Annotated in this window: 18 protein-coding genes; 14 read left to right on the top strand and 4 right to left on the bottom strand. The window is 52.0% G+C overall.

Translation table 11 applies throughout. The features are described from left to right. Positions 1 to 115: 115 nt before the first annotated feature. The 3 genes from MTC_RS08430 (at position 116) to MTC_RS08420 (ending at position 2,698) form a co-directional block, all read left to right on the top strand. Positions 116 to 619, top strand: coding sequence for a hypothetical protein (locus MTC_RS08430; RefSeq protein WP_048189226.1), 504 nt, complete (start codon positions 116 to 118; stop codon positions 617 to 619). A 79-nt stretch (positions 620 to 698) separates the two neighbouring features. Beyond that, the gene (locus tag MTC_RS08425) at positions 699 to 1,913 is read left to right on the top strand and encodes an ABC transporter substrate-binding protein (protein ID WP_014406273.1); all 1,215 of its coding nucleotides are present in this window, start codon (positions 699 to 701) and stop codon (positions 1,911 to 1,913) included. A 56-nt stretch (positions 1,914 to 1,969) separates the two neighbouring features. Continuing rightward, positions 1,970 to 2,698 (top strand): ABC transporter permease, encoded by a 729-nt coding sequence (locus MTC_RS08420; protein ID WP_014406272.1) that lies wholly within the window; start codon positions 1,970 to 1,972, stop codon positions 2,696 to 2,698. Here the strand turns inward: MTC_RS08420 and MTC_RS08415 are convergent. Continuing rightward, positions 2,693 to 3,760: an ABC transporter substrate-binding protein gene (locus MTC_RS08415; RefSeq protein WP_014406271.1), complete on the bottom strand. Its 1,068-nt coding sequence runs from the start codon at positions 3,758 to 3,760 to the stop codon at positions 2,693 to 2,695. The two genes, MTC_RS08420 and MTC_RS08415, sit on opposite strands and share 6 nt — an antisense overlap. 184 nt (positions 3,761 to 3,944) lie before the next feature. On the opposite strand from MTC_RS08415, the gene MTC_RS12695 reads away from it, so the two are divergent. From MTC_RS12695 to MTC_RS12890, 7 genes are all read left to right on the top strand, one after another. Continuing rightward, entirely contained in the window at positions 3,945 to 9,128 is a 5,184-nt protein-coding gene (locus MTC_RS12695) for a DUF3344 domain-containing protein (protein ID WP_014406270.1), read from the top strand. A 195-nt stretch (positions 9,129 to 9,323) separates the two neighbouring features. After that, positions 9,324 to 10,988 carry a DUF3344 domain-containing protein gene (locus MTC_RS08405; protein ID WP_014406268.1) on the top strand — a complete coding sequence of 555 codons (1,665 nt, stop codon included), beginning with the start codon at positions 9,324 to 9,326 and terminating at the stop codon, positions 10,986 to 10,988. Beyond that, the gene (locus tag MTC_RS08400; RefSeq protein WP_014406267.1) at positions 10,975 to 11,949 is read left to right on the top strand and encodes a DUF3344 domain-containing protein; all 975 of its coding nucleotides are present in this window, start codon (positions 10,975 to 10,977) and stop codon (positions 11,947 to 11,949) included. The genes MTC_RS08405 and MTC_RS08400 overlap by 14 nt, the downstream gene beginning before the upstream one ends. 5 nt (positions 11,950 to 11,954) lie before the next feature. Continuing rightward, positions 11,955 to 12,620 carry an ABC transporter ATP-binding protein gene (locus MTC_RS08395; RefSeq protein WP_014406266.1) on the top strand — a complete coding sequence of 222 codons (666 nt, stop codon included), beginning with the start codon at positions 11,955 to 11,957 and terminating at the stop codon, positions 12,618 to 12,620. Then, a complete protein-coding gene (locus MTC_RS08390) occupies positions 12,617 to 13,834 on the top strand; it encodes an ABC transporter permease (protein ID WP_014406265.1) in 1,218 nt (405 codons plus the stop codon). Before MTC_RS08395 ends, MTC_RS08390 begins: the two co-directional genes overlap by 4 nt. A gap of 86 nt (positions 13,835 to 13,920) precedes the next feature. Further along, positions 13,921 to 14,562, top strand: a complete 642-nt coding sequence (locus MTC_RS13145) for a hypothetical protein (RefSeq protein ID WP_014406264.1) — start codon at positions 13,921 to 13,923, stop codon at positions 14,560 to 14,562. Next, complete coding sequence (locus MTC_RS12890) at positions 14,478 to 14,690, top strand: PKD domain-containing protein (RefSeq protein WP_143767115.1); 213 nt, start codon at positions 14,478 to 14,480, stop codon at positions 14,688 to 14,690. The genes MTC_RS13145 and MTC_RS12890 overlap by 85 nt, the downstream gene beginning before the upstream one ends. Positions 14,691 to 14,852: 162 nt before the next feature. Here MTC_RS12890 and MTC_RS08380 read toward each other — a convergent pair whose 3' ends face one another. Further along, positions 14,853 to 15,599: a nucleotidyl transferase AbiEii/AbiGii toxin family protein gene (locus MTC_RS08380; RefSeq protein WP_014406263.1), complete on the bottom strand. Its 747-nt coding sequence runs from the start codon at positions 15,597 to 15,599 to the stop codon at positions 14,853 to 14,855. Next, positions 15,596 to 16,384, bottom strand: coding sequence for a type IV toxin-antitoxin system AbiEi family antitoxin domain-containing protein (locus tag MTC_RS13140; protein WP_048189219.1), 789 nt, complete (start codon positions 16,382 to 16,384; stop codon positions 15,596 to 15,598). The genes MTC_RS08380 and MTC_RS13140 overlap by 4 nt, the downstream gene beginning before the upstream one ends. An 89-nt stretch (positions 16,385 to 16,473) precedes the next feature. Here MTC_RS13140 and MTC_RS08370 point away from each other — a divergent pair, with 89 nt between their 5' ends. The 3 genes from MTC_RS08370 to MTC_RS13110 all read left to right on the top strand — a co-directional run bounded on the left by MTC_RS08370 (position 16,474) and on the right by MTC_RS13110 (position 23,143). Beyond that, complete coding sequence (locus MTC_RS08370; RefSeq protein ID WP_014406261.1) at positions 16,474 to 16,671, top strand: hypothetical protein; 198 nt, start codon at positions 16,474 to 16,476, stop codon at positions 16,669 to 16,671. A 325-nt stretch (positions 16,672 to 16,996) separates the two neighbouring features. Then, positions 16,997 to 22,348 carry a DUF3344 domain-containing protein gene (locus MTC_RS13540; RefSeq protein WP_394296120.1) on the top strand — a complete coding sequence of 1,784 codons (5,352 nt, stop codon included), beginning with the start codon at positions 16,997 to 16,999 and terminating at the stop codon, positions 22,346 to 22,348. A gap of 153 nt (positions 22,349 to 22,501) precedes the next feature. Further along, on the top strand, positions 22,502 to 23,143 hold the full coding sequence (locus MTC_RS13110; protein WP_143767113.1) for a hypothetical protein: 642 nt from the start codon (positions 22,502 to 22,504) through the stop codon (positions 23,141 to 23,143). A 36-nt stretch (positions 23,144 to 23,179) separates the two neighbouring features. Here MTC_RS13110 and MTC_RS08360 read toward each other — a convergent pair whose 3' ends face one another. Then, positions 23,180 to 23,593 carry a nucleoside 2-deoxyribosyltransferase gene (locus tag MTC_RS08360; RefSeq protein WP_048189215.1) on the bottom strand — a complete coding sequence of 138 codons (414 nt, stop codon included), beginning with the start codon at positions 23,591 to 23,593 and terminating at the stop codon, positions 23,180 to 23,182. 92 nt (positions 23,594 to 23,685) lie between these two features. Here MTC_RS08360 and MTC_RS08355 point away from each other — a divergent pair, with 92 nt between their 5' ends. Next, on the top strand, positions 23,686 to 24,126 hold the full coding sequence (locus MTC_RS08355; RefSeq protein WP_014406257.1) for a formylmethanofuran dehydrogenase subunit E family protein: 441 nt from the start codon (positions 23,686 to 23,688) through the stop codon (positions 24,124 to 24,126). Positions 24,127 to 24,133: the final 7 nt, after the last annotated feature.

The raw sequence follows: 24,133 nt of genomic DNA, 5'->3' as shown, positions 1-24,133 counted from the left end.
TTATCGGATAGCCTGCCGGCGATGTCGGAGTATAGTGAAGATATTGCTATGCTCCTGGCGTGGCTTTACGGGTGATTTGGATTAACGACTGTCGCTGGAAATTCAGGTGATGTCAATGGATAAACGATATGGTGAATTGTTTGTTTGTATAGCGTTTTTAGCCTTGTTGCTCGTCATAATGCCAGCGTCTAGCGTGGCGGCCGGCACGGGTGACGTCTCCCGTTCGGTTGCGAATAATGCGTCGGGCGGTTATGACGTGACAATCCGGTTAAATGACACTTTACCTATAGTGGTAGGTATTGTAGAAACATTGCCTAATGATTGTACATTCGTGAGTACAACCCTCCCTGCAGACCAGTGCCAGGTGTCGGGGAATAAGGCGATGTTCGTCGTGATCAACGCAACCGAGTTTAAATATACAGTGAGGGGGGCGTCCCCGGTAGAGGTTACTGGTAAGTGGACTGATATGCTGTCGGCGACAGAGGGCGTGATCGGCAAGGCTGGCACGACGACGAGCAGCGGCGGCTCGTCGGGAAAACCCTCGTCAACCCCGGGCTTCGAGGCTTTCTTAGTCTTTGTATCGATAGGGAGCTTAGCATATATCGCAAGGAAGGGATGATCTAAATGAAAAGAATAATTTTTATCCGAATTGGCATCGCTGGGACTTTTCGTTTACATGGTGAAAAAGGTGATCTGATATGCGAAAACAACTCTTGACAAGAATAGCCATATTTGCGCTTATAGCCACGTTCTTCGTGCTGTTGGCTGTACCGGCATATGCGGCCGGAATACCCGGCGATGCTGACCAGAACGGCCACTTGACACGTGGCGAGCTCTCAAGCTATATCATGTCCTACATGTCAGGGAACGGCAACATAAACCTGCATGAAGTACAGGACAGCGCCTATATTTATGTATATTGGGGTGGTACCTCCAAGACTGTCAAAGACTCGACAAATAAGACGTTCACGTTCAACAGGCCAATCAGGAAAATCATCCCATTGACTACGCAGAGCTTCGAGATGATGAGGACGCTAAACTCGACCGATAGGATAATCGCAGTACCCAAATATATAGTTGAGGATAGTTTCTATTATCCTGGCTACCAGAACTATACGAACGTCGGCGACACGTTTACTCCAGACGTGGAAAAGATTGTATCGTGCAACCCGGACGTGGTCATCGTATACACTTCGACAAAAGCGGCCGTTCTAGACGATAAGTTAAAAGGCACGAATATTACGGTGATGAGGTTCGATTTCAGCAAATTATCCACATACGTAGATGAGATCAATAGACTGAGCGATCTCCTGGACAAAAAGGACCGAGCGAACGAGTACATTGCGTTCTATAATGAAAAGGTCGGCCGAATCCAAAACGTGGTCGCCACGATACCGCAGAATGAAAAGCCTAGAGTATACCTTGAGGGAGATTTCGGAAGCGGGAAGAACTATCAGGCCTGCGGTAAGGCCCATGGTCATGATGAGATGCTGACATTAGCGGGCGGCGTCAATATATTCGGAGACATCAGCTATTACCAGACGGTAAGCCCTGAATCCGTGATTAAAAAAAATCCGCAGGTAATCATGAAATATAAGTACCCTGCAGGCGATATCAACCGTAACGTAAATAATACGACCGACTTGCAAGTAATTAGAAATGAAGTGCTGTCAAGGCCCGAGCTTCAGAAAGTAGAAGCGGTGAAGAATGGTAAGGTATATGTGTATGATTGGTATTCCACGCGTGGTGGGGCGGCGTATTACCTCTGCATTGAGCAGATGGCCAAGTGGTGCTATCCCGACAGGTTCAAGGACGTGAACCCTCGAGCCGACTATGCGGAGTACCTGCAAAAGTTCCAAGGCCTGAATATCGACTTGAACCATACCGGAGTGTTCTTTTACCCGGAGAGCTAGGCTCTCCGGCCTTTTTAACGCTGGTATAGGTATATGAAAAATAACATGGCTATACTATGATAAGCGACGTTTATCCATACTTTAAGAGAGACCTGGTAGAATGGCTGAGAGGTAAAATTAGCGTTTTTACCTCTCTTATTATGCCCGCGACATGGCTAGTCTTCGTGGGATTGACGCTTCCAGCCAGCTTTACGGATAGGTATATTGATTTCATAACGCCGGGGGTCCTGGTGATGACGGTATTGTTCAGCTCGCTTGATGGTGGAGCGCTTCTTACTTATGACAAGGAGTTCGGGCTCCTCACGAAATTTTTAACGCTTCCGGCATCGAGGGAGAGCATACTTTTCGGGAAGATGGCATTCATAACATTTCGTGGATTGCTTCAATCGACGGTAATATTGCTATTGGCGCTATTTCTCGGCGCCAGGCTGCCCGGACTCATCGGCCTTGCCTATACGTACATTGTTCTGGCGGCGCTAAGCCTCGCCATATCCGCTATGGCCAGCACCATGGCCCTCCTTCTCGAAGACCACGGGGGATACTCGGCGTTCAGCGGACTTGTGGGCATGCCCCTTTTCTTCGCCAGCACTGCCATGATACCATATGGCTCCATGCCACATTGGCTAAGTATTGTAGCCTCCCTGAACCCGGTAAGCATGGCAATAGATACTATAAGGGCCACATTCACAGGAAATATCATATTCACTGGCACAATTAAGCTTACAATTCTGGCGGCAATAATAACGGGAGCCTGCATATACATATTTAGAAGGGCGACGCTATGAGCTAATCGGCGGATACACATATATCGCCTTATCCGCTCCGGGCACGTACTTTTCTGCATACTCCTTTAGCACTGCGTTGGGATCAATGTCCTCATATAGCTCAGGATGGAAAAGCTTTGCAAGGTATACTATCCCGATGATGCTTCTTGCCCCTGACGCAATGTTACCGGACATAGCGTAAACGTGGCCGCTTTTCACTGCATCGACCTTTTCAAAGCCAGGCCGCGATGTCACTCCCGATAATATCCGGCCAGCATCCTCGCTTGTGCTTACATCGTTCGCAGAGAACGTCTTTATTATGAACGACGGATTCCTGTTGATAATCCACTCTGCATTTACTTTCGGGTAGGTTGTAGTATTATCTCCTGCGATATTCGCGCCTCCTGTAAATGCTATCATCTGATCGCCAGCCGCATTCTTGCCCACCGTAGAGTATGCCGTATACGACTCCCAGTACACCAGAGGCCTTTCGCTAGCGTTTAGCTTTGCTGTCCTGTCTTTTACCATTTTAAGGTACTTTTCCAGGAAGGCAACGTATTCCTCGGCTTTCTCGCTTTTGCCGGTCATCATGCCCAGGGCCCTCGCATCTGCCGTGAGAGTGCTTAGCTTATAGCAATCCAGGCTTACAATCGTGAGGTTTGCGGCCCAAATCTCCTCGATGTTTTTAGGCTTGTTCGCGTAAGCGTAGCATACGATGACGTCGGGCTTAAGGGACGCCATGACCTCCACGTTTGGAGTCGACCAGCTCCCTACGTTAGCCACATTTGCCGGAAGCTGCTGCATTAATAGCTTATTGTTTATAACCGTGTCCGAGACGCCTACGATTCGGTCGCCAGCCCCTATGGCGATGAGCATTTCGGCGCAGTCAGAGTTAGTCGCTATGATTCGTCGAGCCTCGTGGGGCAGCGTAATCTCGATGCCGCTTGAGTCGATAAACTTTACCGCGCTTTCGTGAGTGACAACTGGTGTAGGAGTAGGATTAGAGGTTTGTGTACACCCCGCGCTCATGATAATGATGAGCAGTAGCGCGCATGAAGCTAGCAACCGTAGCTTTGTAGCCATTTCCTTAAGCGCCTCTTCTTTAGTTTCATTCGCTTTAAGTATTAATAATTTTCCTAGATGACATAAAAAGTAGCTTAAATTTTATATTTTACTTACTATTTCATACCAAAATGAAATAATGTAATAAAATTTATATACATAATCGGTGATATAGGGATAGGTAAGTATAGGGAGGGGCAATCGTATGCAGGGTAAAGGGGGGCTTCTTTATCATCTCTTCACATGGATTTTACTTATGGTCTTTTTAGTGATGGCCATACCTACGCTGTCGAATGCCGATAGCTACGTGGGCGGCCTGCTGCTTACCACGGTGCAGAGCGGCACGGTTTCGGGAGGGGTCTATATAGATGCTTCGCCGCCAGAGTTCGGGCCGCACGACGTGGTAAAAAACTTCGCGCTTCCACAATACACTGGAATACAGTGGGCCCGCCTATACGTTTCCGCATACTGCGGGCACATGCAGAATAACTATTCTCTTACGATTACCACTTATTTCGATGGAAATGGCGACGGAACGTACGACAGGGTATGGATGGAAAACCAGAACATGGGATTTAATTTTTATGCAAATGGGGGAAACGATAATAGCGGCCAGGGTGGAGGGACTAGCGATCCATTCGTTACTATTAACGACCATACCAATCGAGTGACCAGCGATTACATTGCATGGTATGACGTGACGTCTTTAATAGAGTCAAGAACTTTGAACGTTCGAGTAAATACAACCGGGTACGATGGAAGGATAAAGGTCATCACCCTCGTGGTGGCCTACAACGATGGCGACTCTGACCAGATAAAATACTGGGTGAACGAGGGGCATGATGCCGACACCTATTACAGCGATGAGTACCTCGGTGAAGACTACATTGGAGAAGCCGTTTTTGCTGGTGTGCCGCAAGGCGTCAGCAATGCAACGCTCACGGTCAACCACATGGCGAGCAGCGACGGCCTATACACGTTTAACGGCCACGACCTTCCAAGGTACAGCTCGTCAAACGGCGATTCGTACATCCAGGGCTCCTACTCTGGGTACGACGTCTGGAACGTCACCGGTTTAATGTCTGGCGAGTCGGCGACGCTCACGTATAACCGCTCAGGCATGGGCGGCACCGGCGAGTACAGCGGCCAATTCTATAAGATAGCCCTGGCAGTGCTCACAGTACAGCCAATGCCGCCATCAGCTGACTTCACGGCCAACGTGACTTCAGGAACGGCGCCACTCACCGTACAGTTCACCGACCTTTCCAGGAATGCCACGTCGTGGAGCTGGGACTTTAACGATGATAACGTGACGGATAGCACGGAACAAAACCCGAATTTCACGTATGCCCTGCCGGGCAACTACACCGTAAAGCTTACCGTGGCGGGGCCTGGTGGCACGGATGACGAGGTAAAGGGAAATTACATACGGGTAGCCGTTCCCCCTCCCCCTGTGGCTAGCTTTACCGCTAACGTTAGCTCCGGCTATGTCCCGCTCACAGTACAGTTCACCGACACGTCAACGAACGCCACGGCGTGGGCGTGGGACTTCGACGATGATGGCATAGCTGATAGCAATGCGAGGAATCCTTGCCACACCTATAATTCGCCGGGAAACTATACGGTTAGGCTCGAAGCATCCAATGCGGGAGGAAACGATACGGCGACCATGTATATTATGGCTGAACTGCCGCCTCCGCCCATCGCAAATTTTACACTAAGCCCGACCACCGGAACTATACCACTGACAGTACAGTTCACGGATATGTCGATTGGCGCCACGTCGTGGCTGTGGAGTTTTGGCGACGGGAACACCTCAACCGAACAGAACCCCGCCCACACCTACTACGTAGCAGGCAACTACACGGTAAGCCTAACGGTCGCCAACGCCGGCGGCAATAACACGACGATTAGGGATAACGCCATCTTCGCGAAGCCTCCGGCACCAGTGGCGAAGTTCAGCTCCAATAAGACCATCGGCATAGTGCCCCTGACAGTACAGTTCACGGATATGTCGATTGGCGCCACGTCGTGGCTGTGGAGTTTTGGCGACGGGAACACCTCAACCGAACAGAACCCCGCCCACACCTACTACGTAGCAGGCAACTACACGGTAAGCCTAACGGTCGCCAACGCCGGCGGGGCCGACACGGTGACAAAGAGCGATTTCATCAACGCTACTGATAGGCCAGTATTCTATATTTACCACGCCTCGCTCGCAGGAGCCGTGGACGATAAGCCGTCTTTTGAGATAGTCGCCGAAGCGCTTCCGAGAGGCCTGAGGTCTTACCAGCTTAACCTGTCAATAGAGACGGATATAGCGAGCATAGAGGAAGTCACTTATCCTACATGGGCTACGGTAAATAATACGTCTTCAGATGGCAGCGTCTTTACACTAAAAGCTACGGGAGTGGTAGGGGTCGGGGCGACAAACGTCATTCTTGCGACGGTCAAGGTCAGATGCGAGAGACCTGGCGAGGCTTTGCTGTCATTAAGCGACGCAAGGATGACCGACGAGGATTACCGAGAAAACGTGCCAATCCTGGTAGATGGGAGGCTGGCGGTATACGTTCCCTTGAACGCCAGCTTCACGGCCAGCCCCGTACAGGGAGAAGTGCCGCTTACCGTGAATTTTACGGACGCCTCCACTGGAACGCCCGGGCCTTCAGCGTGGCGCTGGGACTTCGGGGATGGCAACGCGTCGACCCAGCGTAACTCGACACACACCTACTTCACGCCAGGCAACTACACTGTATGCCTCACGATTTCCAACGAGTATTGCAATGACAATGCTTCGCTGACCATAAATGTCACATCGCCACGCCCCATCGCAAACTTTACGTTTAATGTCAGCAGCGGCCCCGCCCCTCTCACCGTACAGTTCACGGATTTGTCGATCGGCGCCACGTCATGGCTGTGGAGTTTCGGCGATGGGAACACCTCAACCGACCAAAACCCGGTTCATACGTACTATACGCCAAATGGGGTGAGTCCACCATACACGGTACGCCTCACCGTGTCAAACGCTGTTGGCAACGATACGAAGGAGATGAAAGAGCTTATAAGTGTGGCTTATCCTCTACCAGTAGCCGACTTCGTGGCCAGCCCGACGTCGGGCGTCCTGCCGCTCACCGTCCGGTTCACCGATCGCTCCGTCCATGCCACCTCGCGGCTCTGGGACTTCGGCGACGACAACACCTCGACGGATGAGAATCCATCGCACACCTACTACGTGGCGGGCAACTACACCGTAAAGCTGACGGTCACCGGGCCTGGCGGCACCGCTAATAAGACCATGATTATCAGGGCGGGCGCCACGCCGAATTGCGACCTGGCCATTTCCGGCTCTGTAAGCACGATTGGCCAGGTAGTGTTCGCGAGAGAGCCTAACACAGTCTACGTGTACAACGTTAAGAATAATGGGCCGGAGCAATCCCCCCAGACGGAAATCGAGGTCAGGGCAAGCGACGGTTTCGTCGGAAGGACGACCGTCCCGCCGCTGGCGAGCGGAACGACGAAGACGATAACCATAAACGATACTACCGTCAGGTCATCTGCTGGCTCATCTATAACGTATACGGCTACCCTTGACCCTGACAACGTCGTCTCTGAGACGAACGAGTCCAATAACGTCAAGGCCAGCTCGGCCAAGAGCGTGGTGTATAACGGCTACAAGGGCAAGCGATACTGGGAAGGGGGCAGCGACGTTAAGACTGTAAAGGCTTACGATATACAGGGAGGCATCGTCTATTCTTTCGGAGATAGCGTCTACGTCTCGGGCAGTTTCGGGGCGAGCGGATGGAACAGCTACACGGTTAACTGGGCTGCCAGCGACCTAAAGATACCGGACAACGCGACCGTAAGGGAAGCGCGGCTCTACGTGCCGTATACCTGGGATGACAATGAGGTCGCCCCCGACCATGTACATATAACGTTTAATGGTCAGGTAGTACCCTACGAGCACTGGTACCACGACGTGAGCAACTTTGGAGCCTACTCCAACTATGTCTACGGGCTTTTAACGTATAACGTGACCCCGGCGTTCAAGAAAAATGCGAATAATAAGGCTTTATTCACGCGCGATGGCAGCCCGAACGAGAAGATATCGATGGCAGGATTTACCCTCGCCGTGGTTTACGAGGACGCAAGCACGACGAGAAAGCAGATATTCATGAACGAGGAGTTCGACCTGCTCGGCGCCGACCCGACGGGGTATGGCACGAACTCTTCGGAGGCAACCGCTTACGTCCCCTTTAGTGGCATGTCCATCGACACGGCCAACGTTTCGCGCGCATACCTGATAACTTTCGTGCCATGGGGCAACGGCCCCGAGGGTAACCTCCTTTTCAACGGTAACATCATAGCCTCGAATGTGTGGGACCATGGCCCTTCTTACGGGCCCCAGGTAGCCGTGGATAGCCGGGACGTTAAGCAATACCTTAAGTCCAGCGGCAACGAGGCGGGCATCCAGAGCACTGTTGGGTCCACTCCATGCATGGCCGCGGTGCAGGAGTTCCTAATCGTGGAGTACAACACGCCTGGAGCGGAGCCGGATGAGACGCTAAATGAGACCGTTACCATCGGCAAGGGTAACGCAGTAAACCCGGGCTCCACGCCTTCGACAGAAGAAGGGCCAGGCGAGAGTAGCGCTCCATCCGCGGTGCCAATGGCGACTACCAAGGCTCAGGACACTGCTAAAACGATTATGCTGATAATCCTGCTCATGATAACGATAACGACGGCTTCAGGCCTTATAATATACTATGTCATCAGCGGTGGCAAGGTGCCCCTCAAGGTGGGAATACCCATCATCATGGCCATCACGGTGCTATTATCGTTAATGGGGGGCTTTGTGGTCGGACAATCCTCTAATGGCGCCGCTGCTGGCAACACGACCATTTCGGGCGGTATCCATGGCGTGCCTAATGCCACTTTCTCGGTAGTGTCAGCTATACGGGACATCCAGGACGATAACGTATCAAATACGGCCCCGGATTACCCGGCCGACTTCCAGGCAGACAATGGCCTCCTGTTCGTTCATGAGAAGGGCGACCCCGTTAGATTGGATGGGCTAAGCATAAGGCTGGAGTCGAATGGCGAAGAGGTTACGATAGACTCGTCGGACACGATGCCTGAAGGCGCATGCACCTCTAAAAAGGCGTCACGATACATCGAGGAGATGGGGGATGGTGATGGCACCGTATCCACCGGCGAGTGGCTCATGCTATACGCGGATGGTTGCCTCGAGAGCGACAAGGGAAAGGCCATATCGTGGAGCATTAATGGAAAGCATCTCGAGCTTTACCAGGGAGATACTTGTAATTACACGATAGTGGATGACGCGTCAGGTGGCGTCATCCAGGAAGGCGAGTTCCAGTTTAGTGTATAGGAGGTATAAACGATGAAACGTGTCACCTTCAACTTAAACGACGATTGGGCGAAGAGGGGGCTAAGCCTTACTATATGTTCAACGATCCTATGCATTTTGATAGCATCCACAACGACCCCCATTGTCAACGCAAAGTATAACTTCGATGGGTTCCCGCTATCCACGATAGCGCAGGGATAGGTACAGGGTAGCGTTTTGACCTTCCAGACGGTGGGACTGGTGAACCCCCCTGTTTCATGCGAGTTCGAATTACCAGGGGAGGTGGAATGGGCCCGAGTATACACGGGTGTGTGGGGGGGAACGCCAAAATACCGTGGCTGGGCCCAGGTACAGGTAAACGACCATCTCTTTGATAGGGCTATACTCTATGGCGAGGACGATACCAATGACAACGTTTTCGTGACAGGGTACGGGGTCTACTGGATAGCGTATGACGCCACGAGCTGGCTGAAGAAAGGGGATAATAAGGTTACCGTTAATACGAGCCAGCGCGACCCGGAGAGCAAGATAGACGGGCGAGTATATGCTATATTTGTCGTCGCAGCAATAAAGGATACGAAAGGGAAGGTCACCGAATATTGGGTTACCGAGGGGAACGTTAACCTGCATAGCACAGGGTGGACGGCCGGGACTAACGCTAACGAGCTAGACGATACGTCAGTCACGTTCAGCGGCGTGGACACAAGCGGCGAAAAGGCTACCCTCACGACTATTGAGCTTACCGGAACGCGGGGCCAGCCAGACTACATACAATTAAACGGGAAAGACCTTGGCTCTCCACCTGCCGACCAGTCCTTATACCTTCCTGGCGCCATTGACATAGGGGACGAGTGCTCATTCAACGCGAATGGCGGCACGGGCGTAAGCTCAAGATACGTGGACGTTGAGACGTTCGACGTGACAGGCAAGCTAACGGGCCATGACACCTTGACGTTCCAGAGAGGCCGGGACCTTAACGGAGACGGGGAGATAACGACAACAGGGGATAAGCCTGAAGGCGAAGACTACATCCACCCTGTATTCGCCATGATAACGGTTCAGAAAGCCAAGACAGCGGCGACCGGGCCTGACCTGGCCATAGAGGGCGTCTCGGCGGTGAACGCCTACGAGGGAGAGACCGGGCAGCTCGTGGCTACGCTTAAAAACCTGGGGACGACTGTGGACTCCGCCGACGTTACCTTTAGCGTGGACGGAAAAGAGCTTACGACCAGGCACGTGGCCGTCGATAAGAGCGGCATCCAGCAGGTTTCGGCAGACTGGAAAGCGACGAGCGGTGAGCACGTAATCAAAGTGGAAGCGCGCGTGGACGGCGATACTGACGCTTCTAATAATGTCGGGAGCGCGACTATAAAGGTGGGATCGCTTCCAGACCTCGTACTGACCATGAGCGCGCCGACGCGCCCCGGAGCATCCAACCAGGCAGGGACACCCTTCATCCTCACGGCCATAGGCATAGTCCTAACTTTCGCCTTGGTATCCCTCCGGCCTCCAGGAAAGCGCCCACGCTCCATCCTTCCGGCCATCGTATTACTCTCAGTAGCGTTGATAGCGCTGCAATACTCCTTGCCAGCGGTTCAGGCGGCTGACGACTCTGGCTTATACCTGCTGCCGGTGAGCGTGAAGAACATCGGGGGGAGCAATACTCCCGCCTTTAACCTGACCATCTACATAGACGGCCATAAAGCAGCGCTGAAATCGATAAATGAAGGGGTTAGGGCCGGGGAAGAGAAAAAGCTGGACATACCCCTGTATTCCTCTTCCGGCAAGCACAAGATAAAAGTGATAGCTGACGAGGCAGGACTAATAAAAGAGGCCAACAAGGCCAACAATGTGGCAGAGGCTGATTATGACCTGCCGTAAACTGGCATGTGCGCTGATCCTGTGCTTGATGATATCCATACCCGCGAATGCGACGTATGCGGGGGATAAGTACCTCGTAACAAAGTATCACGATACCATTCAGGGTAGCTACGTGTACTCTATAGGAAATAGCACGTACAATGGCTCCATAGGCAGGGGTGGCACGTTCACCGTGAACATCGACGTCTCGATACCGGAGAACGCCACGATAAGGTATCAGCGCCTTTACCTGTACTGGGTGTGGAGCACGATGGCCCAGAAGGCTATATACCCCACATTATCGCTCGAAGAAGCGAGCCACCCTGGAGAAAGTCTTAGGCTGGTAGACCGTTATTATGATAGCAAGGGTTTCGTAGGCTCCTACGACTTCTTCTCGGGCATGGATACGTATGAGGTGCCCTACCTGAAGCCAGGCCACAATAATCTCACGTTTACCGTGAAGCAGGAAGGCCCTGAGGGGAGCTCAGTATCCTTCCACGGCATGGGGTTGCTGGCCGTATACGAGTGCCCTGGCGAGTCCAGGAGAATGATATGGGTTAAAGAGGGCGCCGACATGCTGTATAACAGCTATGGGATAACGGCGGAGATGGCGACCAGCGAGGTTGACATAGAGGGAAAAATACCTAAGGATGACGTTTCGGAGGCGCGCCTATTCCTTGTCGCCCCTTCAGGCGGGTATAACCGGTATGATATACCAAACAAAAACGTGCTGCTTGTGAACTACATACCCGATAGCCAGATACCGGCCATCATGAAGACGGTCTTCTCCATCCTGTTCCCTAACTTTAAGGGCAAGACGTGGGTCAACTTTTTCGACTATAACGACACGTCCCAGATAGGCTTCGACAGCAGGGACATTAAGCCATACCTGAGGACGGAGGGGAACGTCGCCGAGGTAAGAGACCAGGGGGATTACTTCCAGCTTACGAACGCTATAATAACGGTAACTTTGAAGTCGTGATATTTATGGTGGAGAGTGTAAAAGCAATTGCCCTGTCAAAGTCTTATGGCAATGGGGTGAAAGCGCTACAGGACATATCCTTTGAGGTTGGTGAGGGAGAGTTTGTAGCCCTGATAGGCAGGAGTGGCAGCGGCAAGAGCACGCTGCTGAACATCCTGGGAGGACTGGACCAGCCCACCTCAGGCGCCGTGAGCATTAACGGGAAAGAAGTAAACTACAGGGACAGAAGGGCGCTCATCTCGCTCCGGAGGAACGTGGTGGGGTTCGTGTTCCAGCAGTTCAACCTCATCTCGTCGCTGAACGCCCTTGAGAACGTAGAGTATCCTCTTCTTTTTAACTACCGCTCGAGAGACGAGCGAAAGAAGAGGGCAAGGGCGTTGCTAGAGATGGTTGGCCTGGGAGACCGTACCGAGCACATGCCATTCCAGCTTAGCGGAGGCGAGCAGCAGCGAGTGGCCATAGCCCGCGCCCTCGTGGTAAACCCCGCGCTCGTTCTCGCCGACGAGCCAACCGGTAACCTTGACTCGAAGACGAGCGCTGAGATATACAGGCTGATGAGGCAGGTAAACGAGGAGAGGGGCGTTACGTTTTTAGTGGTCACCCACGAGCGCGAGCTTGCCGCATACTGCGACCGCTCTATCGAGCTCAGGGACGGAAAGGTGGTCTCGTGATAGGAAAATACTTTGACTTTTTGCGCATCGCCCTGAGACAGCTCAGGGCGAAGAAGTTCAGGGTTATCCTGACCGCCCTTGGCATAGCCGTGGGGGTCGCGGCGGTTATAGGAATACTCGCCATTGGAGAGGGCATACGTACCCAGGCCATCGAGACCATCAAGGCCCAGTCTGACCTGACCCTAATAGAGGTGACGCCCGACGTCAGGAACGAGACGACTCAGCTCATCACGGATGCGAGGGTCGAGTCTATCAGGGGCATACCGCACGTCGTTGCCGCCGCCCCCGCCATACGGGACTCGTACGCCACGAAACGCCAGACCTACCTATCAGTCCTCGCCGTACGTCAGCAGGACCTCGATAAGGTGATTAAGCCAGAATATCTACGGGGAACAGGCTTTGATCCCGGCTCCAGCGACGTCATCTTTGGCTATAACATACGCGAGACCCTCCAGCGGGCGGACGGCATACGCGTTGGCGACACCTTTACCGCCCTCGTGAGGGAGTATAACGAGACTGGAGTCCCGGTGGACAAAACGTTTAACCTTACGGCAGCGGGAGTGATGCGGGAGCGGGATGACCAGTTTGACCAGGTCGTCCTCATCGATATAGATACCGAGAGAAGCATTCGCGGCTCCGATACGGACTATAACTGCATTTTCGTCCGCATCGACGACCCTAACGCCGTCTTTTCGGTCGTCCAGCAAATCGAGGCCAGAGGCCTGACAGCGAAGGGGGCCTTTGAGCAGATAGAGGCAGTGAACAGGTTCATGGACATGATGGTCATGATCTTCACGATTTTCGCGGGCTTCGCCCTCATAGTGGGCTGCCTCATGATAATGACGACGATGGTCACCTCCGTGTTCGAGCGGACCCGCGAGATAGGCATCACGATGGCAGTCGGGGCGTCCGAGGGAGACGTCATAAGCCAGGTCATGCTTGAATGCCTCGTCATAGGGGTCATGGGCGGCATCGCCGGCGACGTTTTTGGCCTTCTCTTTTCAGCTTTTGCCAACGCCGTCGGGAAGCCTTTCATAATCTCCCAGCTTGGCACGGAGTTTTCCGGCATATTCGGCTCTCAGATAGCCATCGTAACACCTACCATGCTCGTCTCGGGCATGCTCATAGCCATAGTTTTCTCTCTCATAGCGGGGATTTACCCTGCGGTAAAGGCTGCCAGGCTGAACCCCGTAGAGGCAATCCGGGGAATATAACAAGTATCGAATACAAGAGGCCGGCTCAAACCCAGCCTCTCATCTCTTTTTCTCGCTACTGGCAATTTATAGATGATGTATCATACATGCCAGAGACAAGGGAAAACTATATTAGCGTGAGGTATCCGGTGGTATCGTTCGTTCCCTCATATAGGGAGGTAGTTTGTGATGGGACGTTTACGATGGACGTCGTGGTTGACGAGCTCTCGACAGGGCTCTCCGGGTACGTGCTGAACGTATCATTTGAGAACCATGGTATCGGGGATGTCGTGGGCGTAAGCTACCCGTCGTGGGCTCGGCTGAACTCTACAAGCGGGTTGCCAGGCGACGTTGTCAGGCTCAGCGCAGTTGACCTCGACAAAGTGGTAGAGGCGGGCACCACGAACGTTACGCTAGCCACATTGACGATAAAGGGCGACGCACCGGGCACCGCTTCAATCATGTATGAGAGCGTAAGAGTCGAATCTGATGACAATGGCATGACCATTACAACAGCCCCCGTTAATGGCGCGATGAGCGTTTACGCGACCATTGCGGCAGATTTCTCGGCTAACGCCACAGCTAGCACCGTTGGCCCGCTGTCGCCCTTCGTAGTCGGCTTCACCGATAATCCCATGTGCTCGCCCACGCCTTCCTCCTGGGAATGGAGCTTGGAGACAACAACGCCTCGACGCTTCAAAATCCGACGCACGCCTACACAGCCCCTGGCAAGTACACGGTCACGCTAGAAGTAGCGAACCCGTATCTAAACGACACAGAGACCAAAACCGCCTACATCGTCCTGACACCATACGTGGAAACGTTCCCCGGGTATGCAAACTCGCCGCTGGACCTGGAGGGGGACGGCCTGTACTAGGGCATCAATGGTAACAGCAGAATAGACTACGACGACATCGTCCTGCTCTACCATGAACTACTGGGATACGCATAAAAAGATAGACAAGTTATGATTAGGGCATACATTTTATTGTCGAATTTTATTGTCAAGCCTTGTCTCTTATTTCGTTTGCCAGAGACTTCATTCCGGAAAAGCTCCAAGCCCTTTTTTAACTCTCCGCATCGCCTGCGCATAAGGGATAACACGAGGGGTCAGGCGCCTCATGTCACGCTCGTATTCCACCTCGGATGGAAAACGCCCGAATTCGACCTTTGACACGCCCTTCTCATTCAGCAGTCTCTCATCGAAGCGGACCCTTTTCTCCAGGAGGAACCATACGTCGTACAAGTCTCTGCCCTTTCTTCTTTCCATGAGCGCTATTACCTTTTCCACGAGTATTTCTTCCTCGCTCATCGCAAGGACTAAAAATTGCTCCCTCGTTTCAGGATATTCGGAAGATATCATCCTCCATTCCGGTTCCTTGAGCGTCCCTATCCTTTTTCCGGCATCAATCCTTATCTTGTTCCTGGTTTGCGGCGTCCCCTTGTATAATGGGCCGTTGAAGCCGATCTCGCACGTATACGCGTCCTGGAATTGCTCTTCTTTGATGAAATACGATTCTATTCCGACGGATCCCAGCTCCTTTATAGCTTTTCTCACCTGCATTTTGAACGTTTCCGGCGGAGTTTTTATGTTAAAGTCGAGGTCCTCGCTGAACCGGTCGATGCCGAAGAGATACCTGATACAGGTCCCCCCTTTGAAAACGGCGTCCTGATACCTCTTGAAGTACGCGTAAAGGAAGAGCTTCAGGAAGTAGTCCTTCTCCTGCTGGTACACAGTAAGCCCGCTCTTCCTCGCCAATTCCTTTAATTGCTCGAGCGATATCATCTTATTTCCTCCCGCCCGATGTCCGTGTTTATGATGATATTCCATTTATGGTCGTATGTGCCGGCTTTTTTTGCCCCCGTGTCCAGGCGCACGAATCCCGGGGATTTGTGGCCGAGAAGCGAGCCAACTAGCTCGTTGTTAAGCTCCATATGCTCGATAAGGTAGCCCGCTCGAGATACGAGCGACTTATTTTTGAATTTAAGGAGGTATTCCGTGAATTTTTTTTTGTCCAGGCCGGGCCACGCAGCCCTCAGGCATTTCGCGAACTCTCCTATGCCCCCGCAGAGGCTGGGATAGGCGAGGGAATCCACAAGCGCCTTTTCCGGCTCTGCGATCACGAAGCCATCCATCCTTTTGTAGCCGTAAAACCGCGACGGCCTGAACTTCACGATTTCGAGCCTGTATGGCCCCACGGAAAACCCCGGGACCTGCCTGGTGGAGACGAGCTGTACCGCGGTTACCTGCTGCTCCGTGAAGCCGTAGCGCGAGAGCGCCGTCCAGAAGCTTACGTACGATGGCTTAACGGCTTCGGTAGCGATCCGGTAAACGTTTTTTGCGAGCTCGCCGGTTATGGCATAGCTGTTCCTCCTTATTCGTGTTAGCACGCCTTTCCTTTCCAGCGAGACGAGGGTGTTATACGTCCTGCTTCGGCTCCATCCGCAGAGGGATACGACCTCCCGGACTCCGAAGACAGGTAGGTCCCGGGCCCGTATCGAGGATAGCAGGAACGACTCGTTCGCGGAGATGCCAATATATTTTGTATATTGTTGTTTTAATTTTCTCACAAATACACGATACAAGTTATAAATATTAATTTTTTTCGACGCCACGATCGTTCTTAAATTAAAAAGGTCGATGTAAGCCGGCCGTTAATGTGTACCTGAACGACGTGAAGGCGAGGGCTGACTATGCCGTCTCGACGCCGTATGCGAAGGCGTTTACCGGCCACGCGAACGTTCCGACTGGCACGGATGACGACGTCATCGAGGACGTCAACCACAACGGCAGAATACGACGACATCGTCCTGCTTTACTGGGAACTATTAAAAATAATGTGACAAAAATAATCTAAAAAATGGGGGAAACACCCCCACCATTTTTATAATCAAAATAGAAAATTAAATCTATTTTAAAGTTAATTTGTAATATTATATAAATTTAAATTAACACTAATTCGCAATATTTCAAAGATTGTAACAATCTTTATATACAATAAATGAGATAGTAAGACAAGTAATTACCTTAGAGGGGGTCATATGTCTATCAATTCTATATCGACCAATCCAATCAGTAATGATAAAGATGGAAAGAATCACCTATCTCTTAAAATCTTTATGGATAGCTTGAGAATTAAGCATGGTATTAGAGGAGCGGGCATTTTTATAGCCCTCATTGTAATGATCGCCGTATTACCTGCCATCGTTACGGCAGATAACTATGTGGGCGGCCTGCCGCTTACCACGGTGCAGACGGGGACTGTGTCTGGAGACGTATGGTGTGATATTAATCCAGCGCCAAACTGGGGAGACAAAAACGTGACCAAAACGTTCACGTTACCCGCCGCAGCGGTAGCCGAGCCGGGAAGGATACAATGGGCCCGTTTGTATATATCTGCGTACTGCGGACACATGCAAAATGACTATGCATTCACAATCACTAACAAGTGGGATGGGAATGGTGATGGGGTATACGAACAGACCTGGACGGAGACCGGACACGCACCATTCCACTTTGTGGTAGCTCAAGGCGATGGAATCTCGGGAAACGATAACACGGCGTTTGGTGGGGGCGCTAACGACCCCTATAAAATAATCAACGACCACGAGACGAGGGTCACAAGCGACTACCTCATGTACTATGATGTAACAAACATGATACAGGGCCAGACCATTAACGTAAACGTTAATACTGAAGGCTCATATGATGGGAGGATTAAAGTCATCTCGCTGGTAGTCGCATATAATGATGGCGACAGCGACCAGATACAGTACTGGATTAACCAGGGGCATGACGTGTGCTCATACTATTGTGAGGACCATTACGATGAGGTGGCTGTTGGTACTACGACGTTTAATACCCAGGGTATCGGGCCTATATCATCAGCCACCCTTGCAATTGATTATATGGCAAGCAACAGCGGGTTCTATGGTTTCCCGACCAGCGATAATAATTTCGTAGCTTCCACGAAAACTGGAAATTTCACAAACCAGGAGCTTGACAGGACTCCAGATGTCCAGGGAGCCTATTCTGGAGTAAAAACTTGGGATGTCACCAGCCTGATAAACGGTAGCAGCGACGTGACCTTCGCATATTCAAGGTATCTGCCAGCAACGGGCATAGCAGGGTTCTTCAAGCTACCCCTCGCCATACTTAAAGTGCAGCACCTGACAGCAGCTACATCGCCTGTCGCCCAGTTCACGTCAAATGTGACGTCCGGCGTGACGCCGCTCACCGTACAGTTCACCGACCAGTCAACAGGGAGCATAACAGGCTGGGCCTGGGACTTCGACAACGATGGCATGGTGGACAGTACAGAACAAAACCCAGTCTATACGTATAATGCCCCGGGCACGTACACGGTCAACCTCACAGTCACAGGGCCAGGGGGAAGCGATAGCGAAATCAAGACAGACTACATTACGGTAAGTTTGGCGGCGCCTGTCGCAGATTTCACTGCTAATGTAACGAGCGGGAACTCGCCTCTAATCGTTAGTTTCACTGACCGTAGCACAGGTAATATCACCAGCTGGGCCTGGGACTTCGACAACGATGGCATGGTGGACAGTACAGAACAAAACCCAGTCTACAACTTCTCGGTGGGAGGCTATTACACAGTAAACTTAACTGTAACAGGTCCAGGCGGCTCTAACAGTACGATAAAGGCTAATTATATAACCGCAAAGTGCAATCTTAAAGTCTACACCCTTCCGATGCTGGATGGCTCATCAGTATTTGCCAAAGAGACCAACCGGATCAGGATTGGGGTACAAAATTTAGTGGGCTATTCGCCCACAACAGAAATATTAATTAATGCCAGCGATGGATGGTCAGGCCGTATAACAGTGCCTGAAATGGCCACAATGAGTGGTTCGAAATATATTTTATTAAATATAACGGACCCCACCATCCGTCCGCTTCAGGGCGGTACGGTAACTTATACGGCAGTCATTGACCCGGATAATCTTGTACCGGAAACACTTGAGACCGATAACACTAAGACAGTAACACGTAACGTACTATATAATGGGTATAAAGGCGCCCATTACTGGGAAGGCAAGGAGAACGTTACCACTCACAGGACCTATGACCTTAAGGGCGGTCTCGTCTACTCATTTGGGAACAGTTCCTACCGGTCAGGAAGCTTTGGCGTGGGCGGATGGACCAACTATACGGTAGGATGGACGCCCGAAAACCTCACGATACCGGCGGGCGCGACAGTCAGGGAAGTACGGCTATACGTGCCATACACATGGGATGACTCATTCGTAGCACCTGACAATGTAACGGTTGACTTCAATGGAGTCAGAGTACCCTATGAACACTGGGAGCACGATCAGTCCAACTTTGGCGCGTACTCGAATTTTGTATATGGCTTAATAACCTATAACGTGACCGATCTGTACAGAAAGAACGACTTTAACGAGGTCGTCTTCACACGTAATAGCAGTTCGACCGCAAAGATATCGATGTACGGCTTCATGCTGGCCGTAGTCTATGAAGATCAGAACGCCTCAAGGAAGCAGATATTCCTTAACGAGGGCTTTGACCTGCTGGGCGCGAGCCAGAACGACTATGGCACAACCGAAGAAGAGGCAACGGCATACATACCATTTACGGGTATGGACATAGACGTAGCGAACGCTACAAGGGCTATCCTTATTACGACATGCCCTTCAGGAGCACCACAGAATACGGGTGACCCGGGTGAGGGTAACCTGATAGTGAATGGCCAGCAGATAGGGCACCTTGTATGGAGCTATGGCCAGGAGACAACGGGAGAAAGCGATTCTTCACAGGTAGCAGTCGATGTGAGAGATATAAAAGAATATCTTAACGCTACTGGAGGCCCAAACCTGGTTGGCATGCAGAGCACTGCAGGAGCATCGCCATGCATGTGTGCCGCGCAGGCGTTCCTCGTCGTAGAATACCCGTATGAGGCACCAGCCGCTAATTTCACGTCGGACATTACGGGTGGCATGGCCCCGCTCACCGTGCAGTTCACCGACCGTAGCACAGGTAATATCACCAGCTGGGCCTGGGACTTCAACAACGATGGCATAGTGGACAGCATAGAACAAAACCCCGTCCACACGTATAATGCTCCGGGCACGTATACGGTAAACCTCACGATTACGGGGCCGGGAGGGAGCGATAGCGAAATCAAGACAGACTACATTACAGTAAGCCAGCCGTCGATGCCGGACCTGGTGATCACTGCAGTCTCGCCGAACAAGGGGGCGGGGGACTGCCTCTTTGCCAACGAGTCCAACCTGATAAACGTTACTGTGAAAAACCAGGGCAATGCATCCTCGGCGGCATTCACGGTAAGCCTTGACATCGATAGGATGATATACAACGCATCAGTAAACAGCCTCGAAGCCGGAGCTTCTATAAACATTACATTTAGCGATACCACAATACGCGTGGCCGGCTCGAATGTGACTGTCACCGCGACTGCAGACTCCACGGACGCCGTGACAGAGTCCAATGAGACTAACAACTCGCTTATATCGGCGCTGACAGTGTACAATAACGGCTACAAGGGCAAGCGGTACACGGGCGGCAGCGATATAAGCACGCAGGCGACATTCGAGGGGAGGATCGATGTTAAATATTCCAGCGGCAATGCCGCCTACAATTCTGCAAACTGGACCGCGAAGGTGTACAACTGGTCCTCATCAGATATCCAGATACCGCCAGGGGCCACTGTCCTGAGCGCCAGGCTTTACCAGGGATACACGTGGAATAAGATGACAACCGACCCTGCGTTCACCATGTCCTTTAACGGGAACGTGGTGACGCCGATAGCGACGTACAAGGACCGCAAAGGCTACGGGACCTCCGACTATCCGCAGGGCGTCTACGTCTACGACGTGACCGGCCTGTTCAATGCATCGGGCAACAGCATAACCATTACCCCCGAGGCGGGGAACAACTACGGCATCTACGGCGCATACCTCGTGGTAGTATACGAAGATAACAATGCTACCTGGAAGAAAGTCTGGATCAACGATGAGTGCGATATCCTGGCGTCTAAGAGCACTTATTCGGTCACGAGCGATGAGGCCACCGCCTACGCGACCTTCGCAGGCGTCAACAATAGCGATGTGAAGAGCGCCAGGGCGATCGCCATCCTCTCGAGCGCGGCCGATACGGGCAAGAGCAAGTTCTTCTTCAACGGAAATGAGTATACGGGATTCTGGCAGGATTACATGACATCTCCGCAGATTGGCTTTTCAGCGTATGACGTGAAGGACGCACTGGCCAGCGGCGATAACACGGCAAGACTCCAGAGCTATGATACCGGCAATGGAGGAGATAGCATGTATGCCCAGAACGTGATACTGGTCGTAGAGCACGCCGAGGAGGCGCCGGTGGCAGACTTCACGGCCAACGTGACTTCAGGAACGGCGCCACTCACCGTACAGTTCACCGACCTTTCCAGGAATGCCACGTCGTGGGCCTGGGACTTCGACAACGATGGCATAGTGGACAGCACAGAACAAAACCCGGTACACACGTACGCATCTGCTGGCACTTACACGGTTAACCTCACCGTGGCAGGGCCTGGCGGCAGCGACTCCGAGGCTAAAGCCGATTATATAACCGTATCTCCATCGATCGTTACCATATCCATCGTGCCCTCCTCGGAGAACGCGCCCGTCGACGGTACAAGAGCTATAGACATCGTAGCGCTTTCGCTGCCGCTGGGGCTATCCGGGTATGCGTTGAACGTGTCCCTTGATAATGCAAGCGTTGGCGAGGTAGTCAACGTTAGCTACCCGGCGTGGGCGGCTCTGAACTCTACGACGACGCTACCAGGCGACAACGTGCGGATAAGCGGCGTAGACCTGAACAAGCTAGTAGAGCCTGGCGCATCGAACGTTACGCTTGCCACCATAACGCTGAGAGGAGACGCGCCAGGAATGACAGGCGTCATGATAGATGGAGTCCATATGGACGATGACGCAGGCTCTGCCATTCTTGGGGCGACGAATAATGGAAGCTTCACCGTCTACACGTACGTTGTCGCCAATTTCACGGCTAACGCGACCTCGGGCACTGCCGGCCCGCTCTCCCCATTCATGGTGAGCTTCACAGACCTTACCACCGGCGCCCCCGGACCGACATCGTGGCAGTGGAACTTCGGCGACGGGAACACCACGACCGAACAAAACCCCACGCACGCCTACACGACGTCGGGCAACTACACGGTAAGCCTCACGGCAGCAAACCAGTACGCGGAAGACACTAAAACCATCGTAGACTACATTAAGGTAAGGCCTTATGTGGAAGCGTTCCCCGGCCACTCAAACGCCCCATTGGACCCTGACGATGACTTCCTCTTTGAGGACGTGAATGGCAACGGCAAACTGGACTTCGACGACGTGGTCGTATTATTCCAGAACGTGGAGTGGGTAGAGAACAATGCCAGGGTCGGCGTAGGCCCATACGACTACAACCACAATGACAGGATCGATTTCGACGACATCGTCCAGCTATACTGGGAAATACTAGAGGTGATATAAATAACAGGAGCTAGAGTGGGGGGCGCAATAATTGCCCCCATCTTAATATTTGGCCTGTTTGTTTTCGGGTCTGGTGCTGCTCTCGCCGAAAACGTGTTTTTCAGCCCTTCGAGCACGTCGACAAGCGTAGGCGATAGCGTGGAGTATTCTCTAATGGTAGACGAGCTGCCGAAAGGGCTTGCAGGATACCTCATAGAAGTATCCCTATCGGATGGCAACGTAGGAGAGATAGTTTCAGCGTCTTACCCATCATGGGCCACCCTAACCAATACTACAGGAACGCCCGGCGATACTATAAGACTGAGCGCCGTAGACCTTAACAAGAGAATAGAGAACGGGTCGAGGAATACTCAGCTCGCGACAATAAAGGTGAGAGGAGACGCAGCCGGCTCAACAAGGATCAACGTTAACGTGCGCAAGATGGACGCGGACGGAGGAGACGCCATAAACGCAGGAACAAACAGCGGAGAACTAACAGTACAAGCGCAAGTAACCCCAACGCCAACGCCAACACCAACACCAACACCAACACCAACATCGAATCCGGCGAGCACCCATACAAGTAATCCTACATCTACGCCATATCCCAGCCCGAGTCCTACTTCTACCGTTATCCCAACGAGTACCGTAGAGCCATCAGAGGAAGCCTCACCTTCACCTCCGCCTGTTGAGCCGACGGAGACCGCCAGTCCCACGCAGATTCAAAGTCAGGGCCCATTATACCTTGTAGTTGTAATGCTCGCAATTTTAGCGGTCATAATAGCTACAGGAGTATACTGGATAAAGAAAAAATAAATAAAAACCATTCACGCGAAGCATAAAAGAAATCATTTAGCTTTGCCTTCGCGTGAATGGTTTTTTCTCATAAAACTTTTTTACTTTTTTATCTATCTTGCCAAATCCATTTATCCATAACGCCGACCCATCGAGCATCAGGGAAAAGAAGGGCTCTCCTTCAGTGAAGGCCACCACGGGCTTGCCCAGGGCCGAGGCGTATCCCATCTCCCATATCGTCCCCGGGTCTTTACCGTCGAGCACCGCGAACAGCCCATCGCTCTTCTCGATCTCCTTACACAAAAGCTTAAACCTCCTGCTCTTTTGCGCCTTACTGCCCAGGTCGATGGGCGGGTTACGGTGCGACGTGCTGTATACCTCAAAGCCAAGCTTCTCAAGGGCACCCTTAACTCTATCAATCCTCTCCGCCTCTTCGTCGCTAAAGAATGGGCCTGACAGGAATAGCCTCATAAGGATTTGATATTGTAGCATAAAGGATAAAAATGTTATTATTAGTTATTAACATCATAAGCTTTAAGCGTTTAAAGTGATATTTGTGTAACATGCACGACATGGGCGGATGCAAATATACCGGTTTGGATAAGAATTACACGATTGAGGACCTCGCGGCCTTCCATGGCCACCTCGGCCCATACATTGTCCTCGGATACAGGATGGGCAGGTATGTGAGGCGCTATTTCTGCATGGACCCTTTTAAGATGAGCGCTGTGGTCTATTGCTCCTGTACTCCTCCACAATCCTGTATAGCGGATGGCGTGCAGATAGGCAGTGGCTGCACGCTCGGCAAGAGGAACATTGAATTAGTAAAATCCAACGAGGTGAAGTGCGAATTCTTGTCGGATGGTAAAAAGCTGGTCTTAAGGCCCATGCCCATAAAGTTTCCTCCGAAGGACGACCACCATTATAGCGAGCTTATTGAGCAGCTTGCCGTGGACATGTATAGAATGGATGATACTGAGCTTTTCAGCGTTAGCTCAAGGTAGCGGGGCG

Source organism: Methanocella conradii HZ254 (assembly GCF_000251105.1).
GTDB lineage: Archaea > Halobacteriota > Methanocellia > Methanocellales > Methanocellaceae > Methanocella > Methanocella conradii.
This window is presented reverse-complemented; position numbering and strand designations above follow the sequence as displayed.

What these genes read in the sequence shown, in the direction of transcription:
- MTC_RS08355 (WP_014406257.1), top strand. Translation starts at nt 23,686, where the DNA reads ATGCACGACATGGGCGGATGCAAATATACCGGTTTGGATAAGAATTAC.
- MTC_RS08380 (WP_014406263.1), bottom strand. Translation starts at nt 15,599, where the DNA reads ATGATATCGCTCGAGCAATTAAAGGAATTGGCGAGGAAGAGCGGGCTT.
- MTC_RS08430 (WP_048189226.1), top strand. Translation starts at nt 116, where the DNA reads ATGGATAAACGATATGGTGAATTGTTTGTTTGTATAGCGTTTTTAGCC.
- MTC_RS08400 (WP_014406267.1), top strand. Translation starts at nt 10,975, where the DNA reads ATGACCTGCCGTAAACTGGCATGTGCGCTGATCCTGTGCTTGATGATA.
- MTC_RS08415 (WP_014406271.1), bottom strand. Translation starts at nt 3,760, where the DNA reads ATGGCTACAAAGCTACGGTTGCTAGCTTCATGCGCGCTACTGCTCATC.
- MTC_RS12695 (WP_014406270.1), top strand. Translation starts at nt 3,945, where the DNA reads ATGCAGGGTAAAGGGGGGCTTCTTTATCATCTCTTCACATGGATTTTA.
- MTC_RS13110 (WP_143767113.1), top strand. Translation starts at nt 22,502, where the DNA reads ATGGTAGACGAGCTGCCGAAAGGGCTTGCAGGATACCTCATAGAAGTA.
- MTC_RS13145 (WP_014406264.1), top strand. Translation starts at nt 13,921, where the DNA reads ATGCCAGAGACAAGGGAAAACTATATTAGCGTGAGGTATCCGGTGGTA.
- MTC_RS08360 (WP_048189215.1), bottom strand. Translation starts at nt 23,593, where the DNA reads ATGAGGCTATTCCTGTCAGGCCCATTCTTTAGCGACGAAGAGGCGGAG.
- MTC_RS12890 (WP_143767115.1), top strand. Translation starts at nt 14,478, where the DNA reads ATGGAGCTTGGAGACAACAACGCCTCGACGCTTCAAAATCCGACGCAC.
- MTC_RS08425 (WP_014406273.1), top strand. Translation starts at nt 699, where the DNA reads ATGCGAAAACAACTCTTGACAAGAATAGCCATATTTGCGCTTATAGCC.
- MTC_RS13540 (WP_394296120.1), top strand. Translation starts at nt 16,997, where the DNA reads ATGATCGCCGTATTACCTGCCATCGTTACGGCAGATAACTATGTGGGC.
- MTC_RS08395 (WP_014406266.1), top strand. Translation starts at nt 11,955, where the DNA reads ATGGTGGAGAGTGTAAAAGCAATTGCCCTGTCAAAGTCTTATGGCAAT.
- MTC_RS08420 (WP_014406272.1), top strand. Translation starts at nt 1,970, where the DNA reads ATGATAAGCGACGTTTATCCATACTTTAAGAGAGACCTGGTAGAATGG.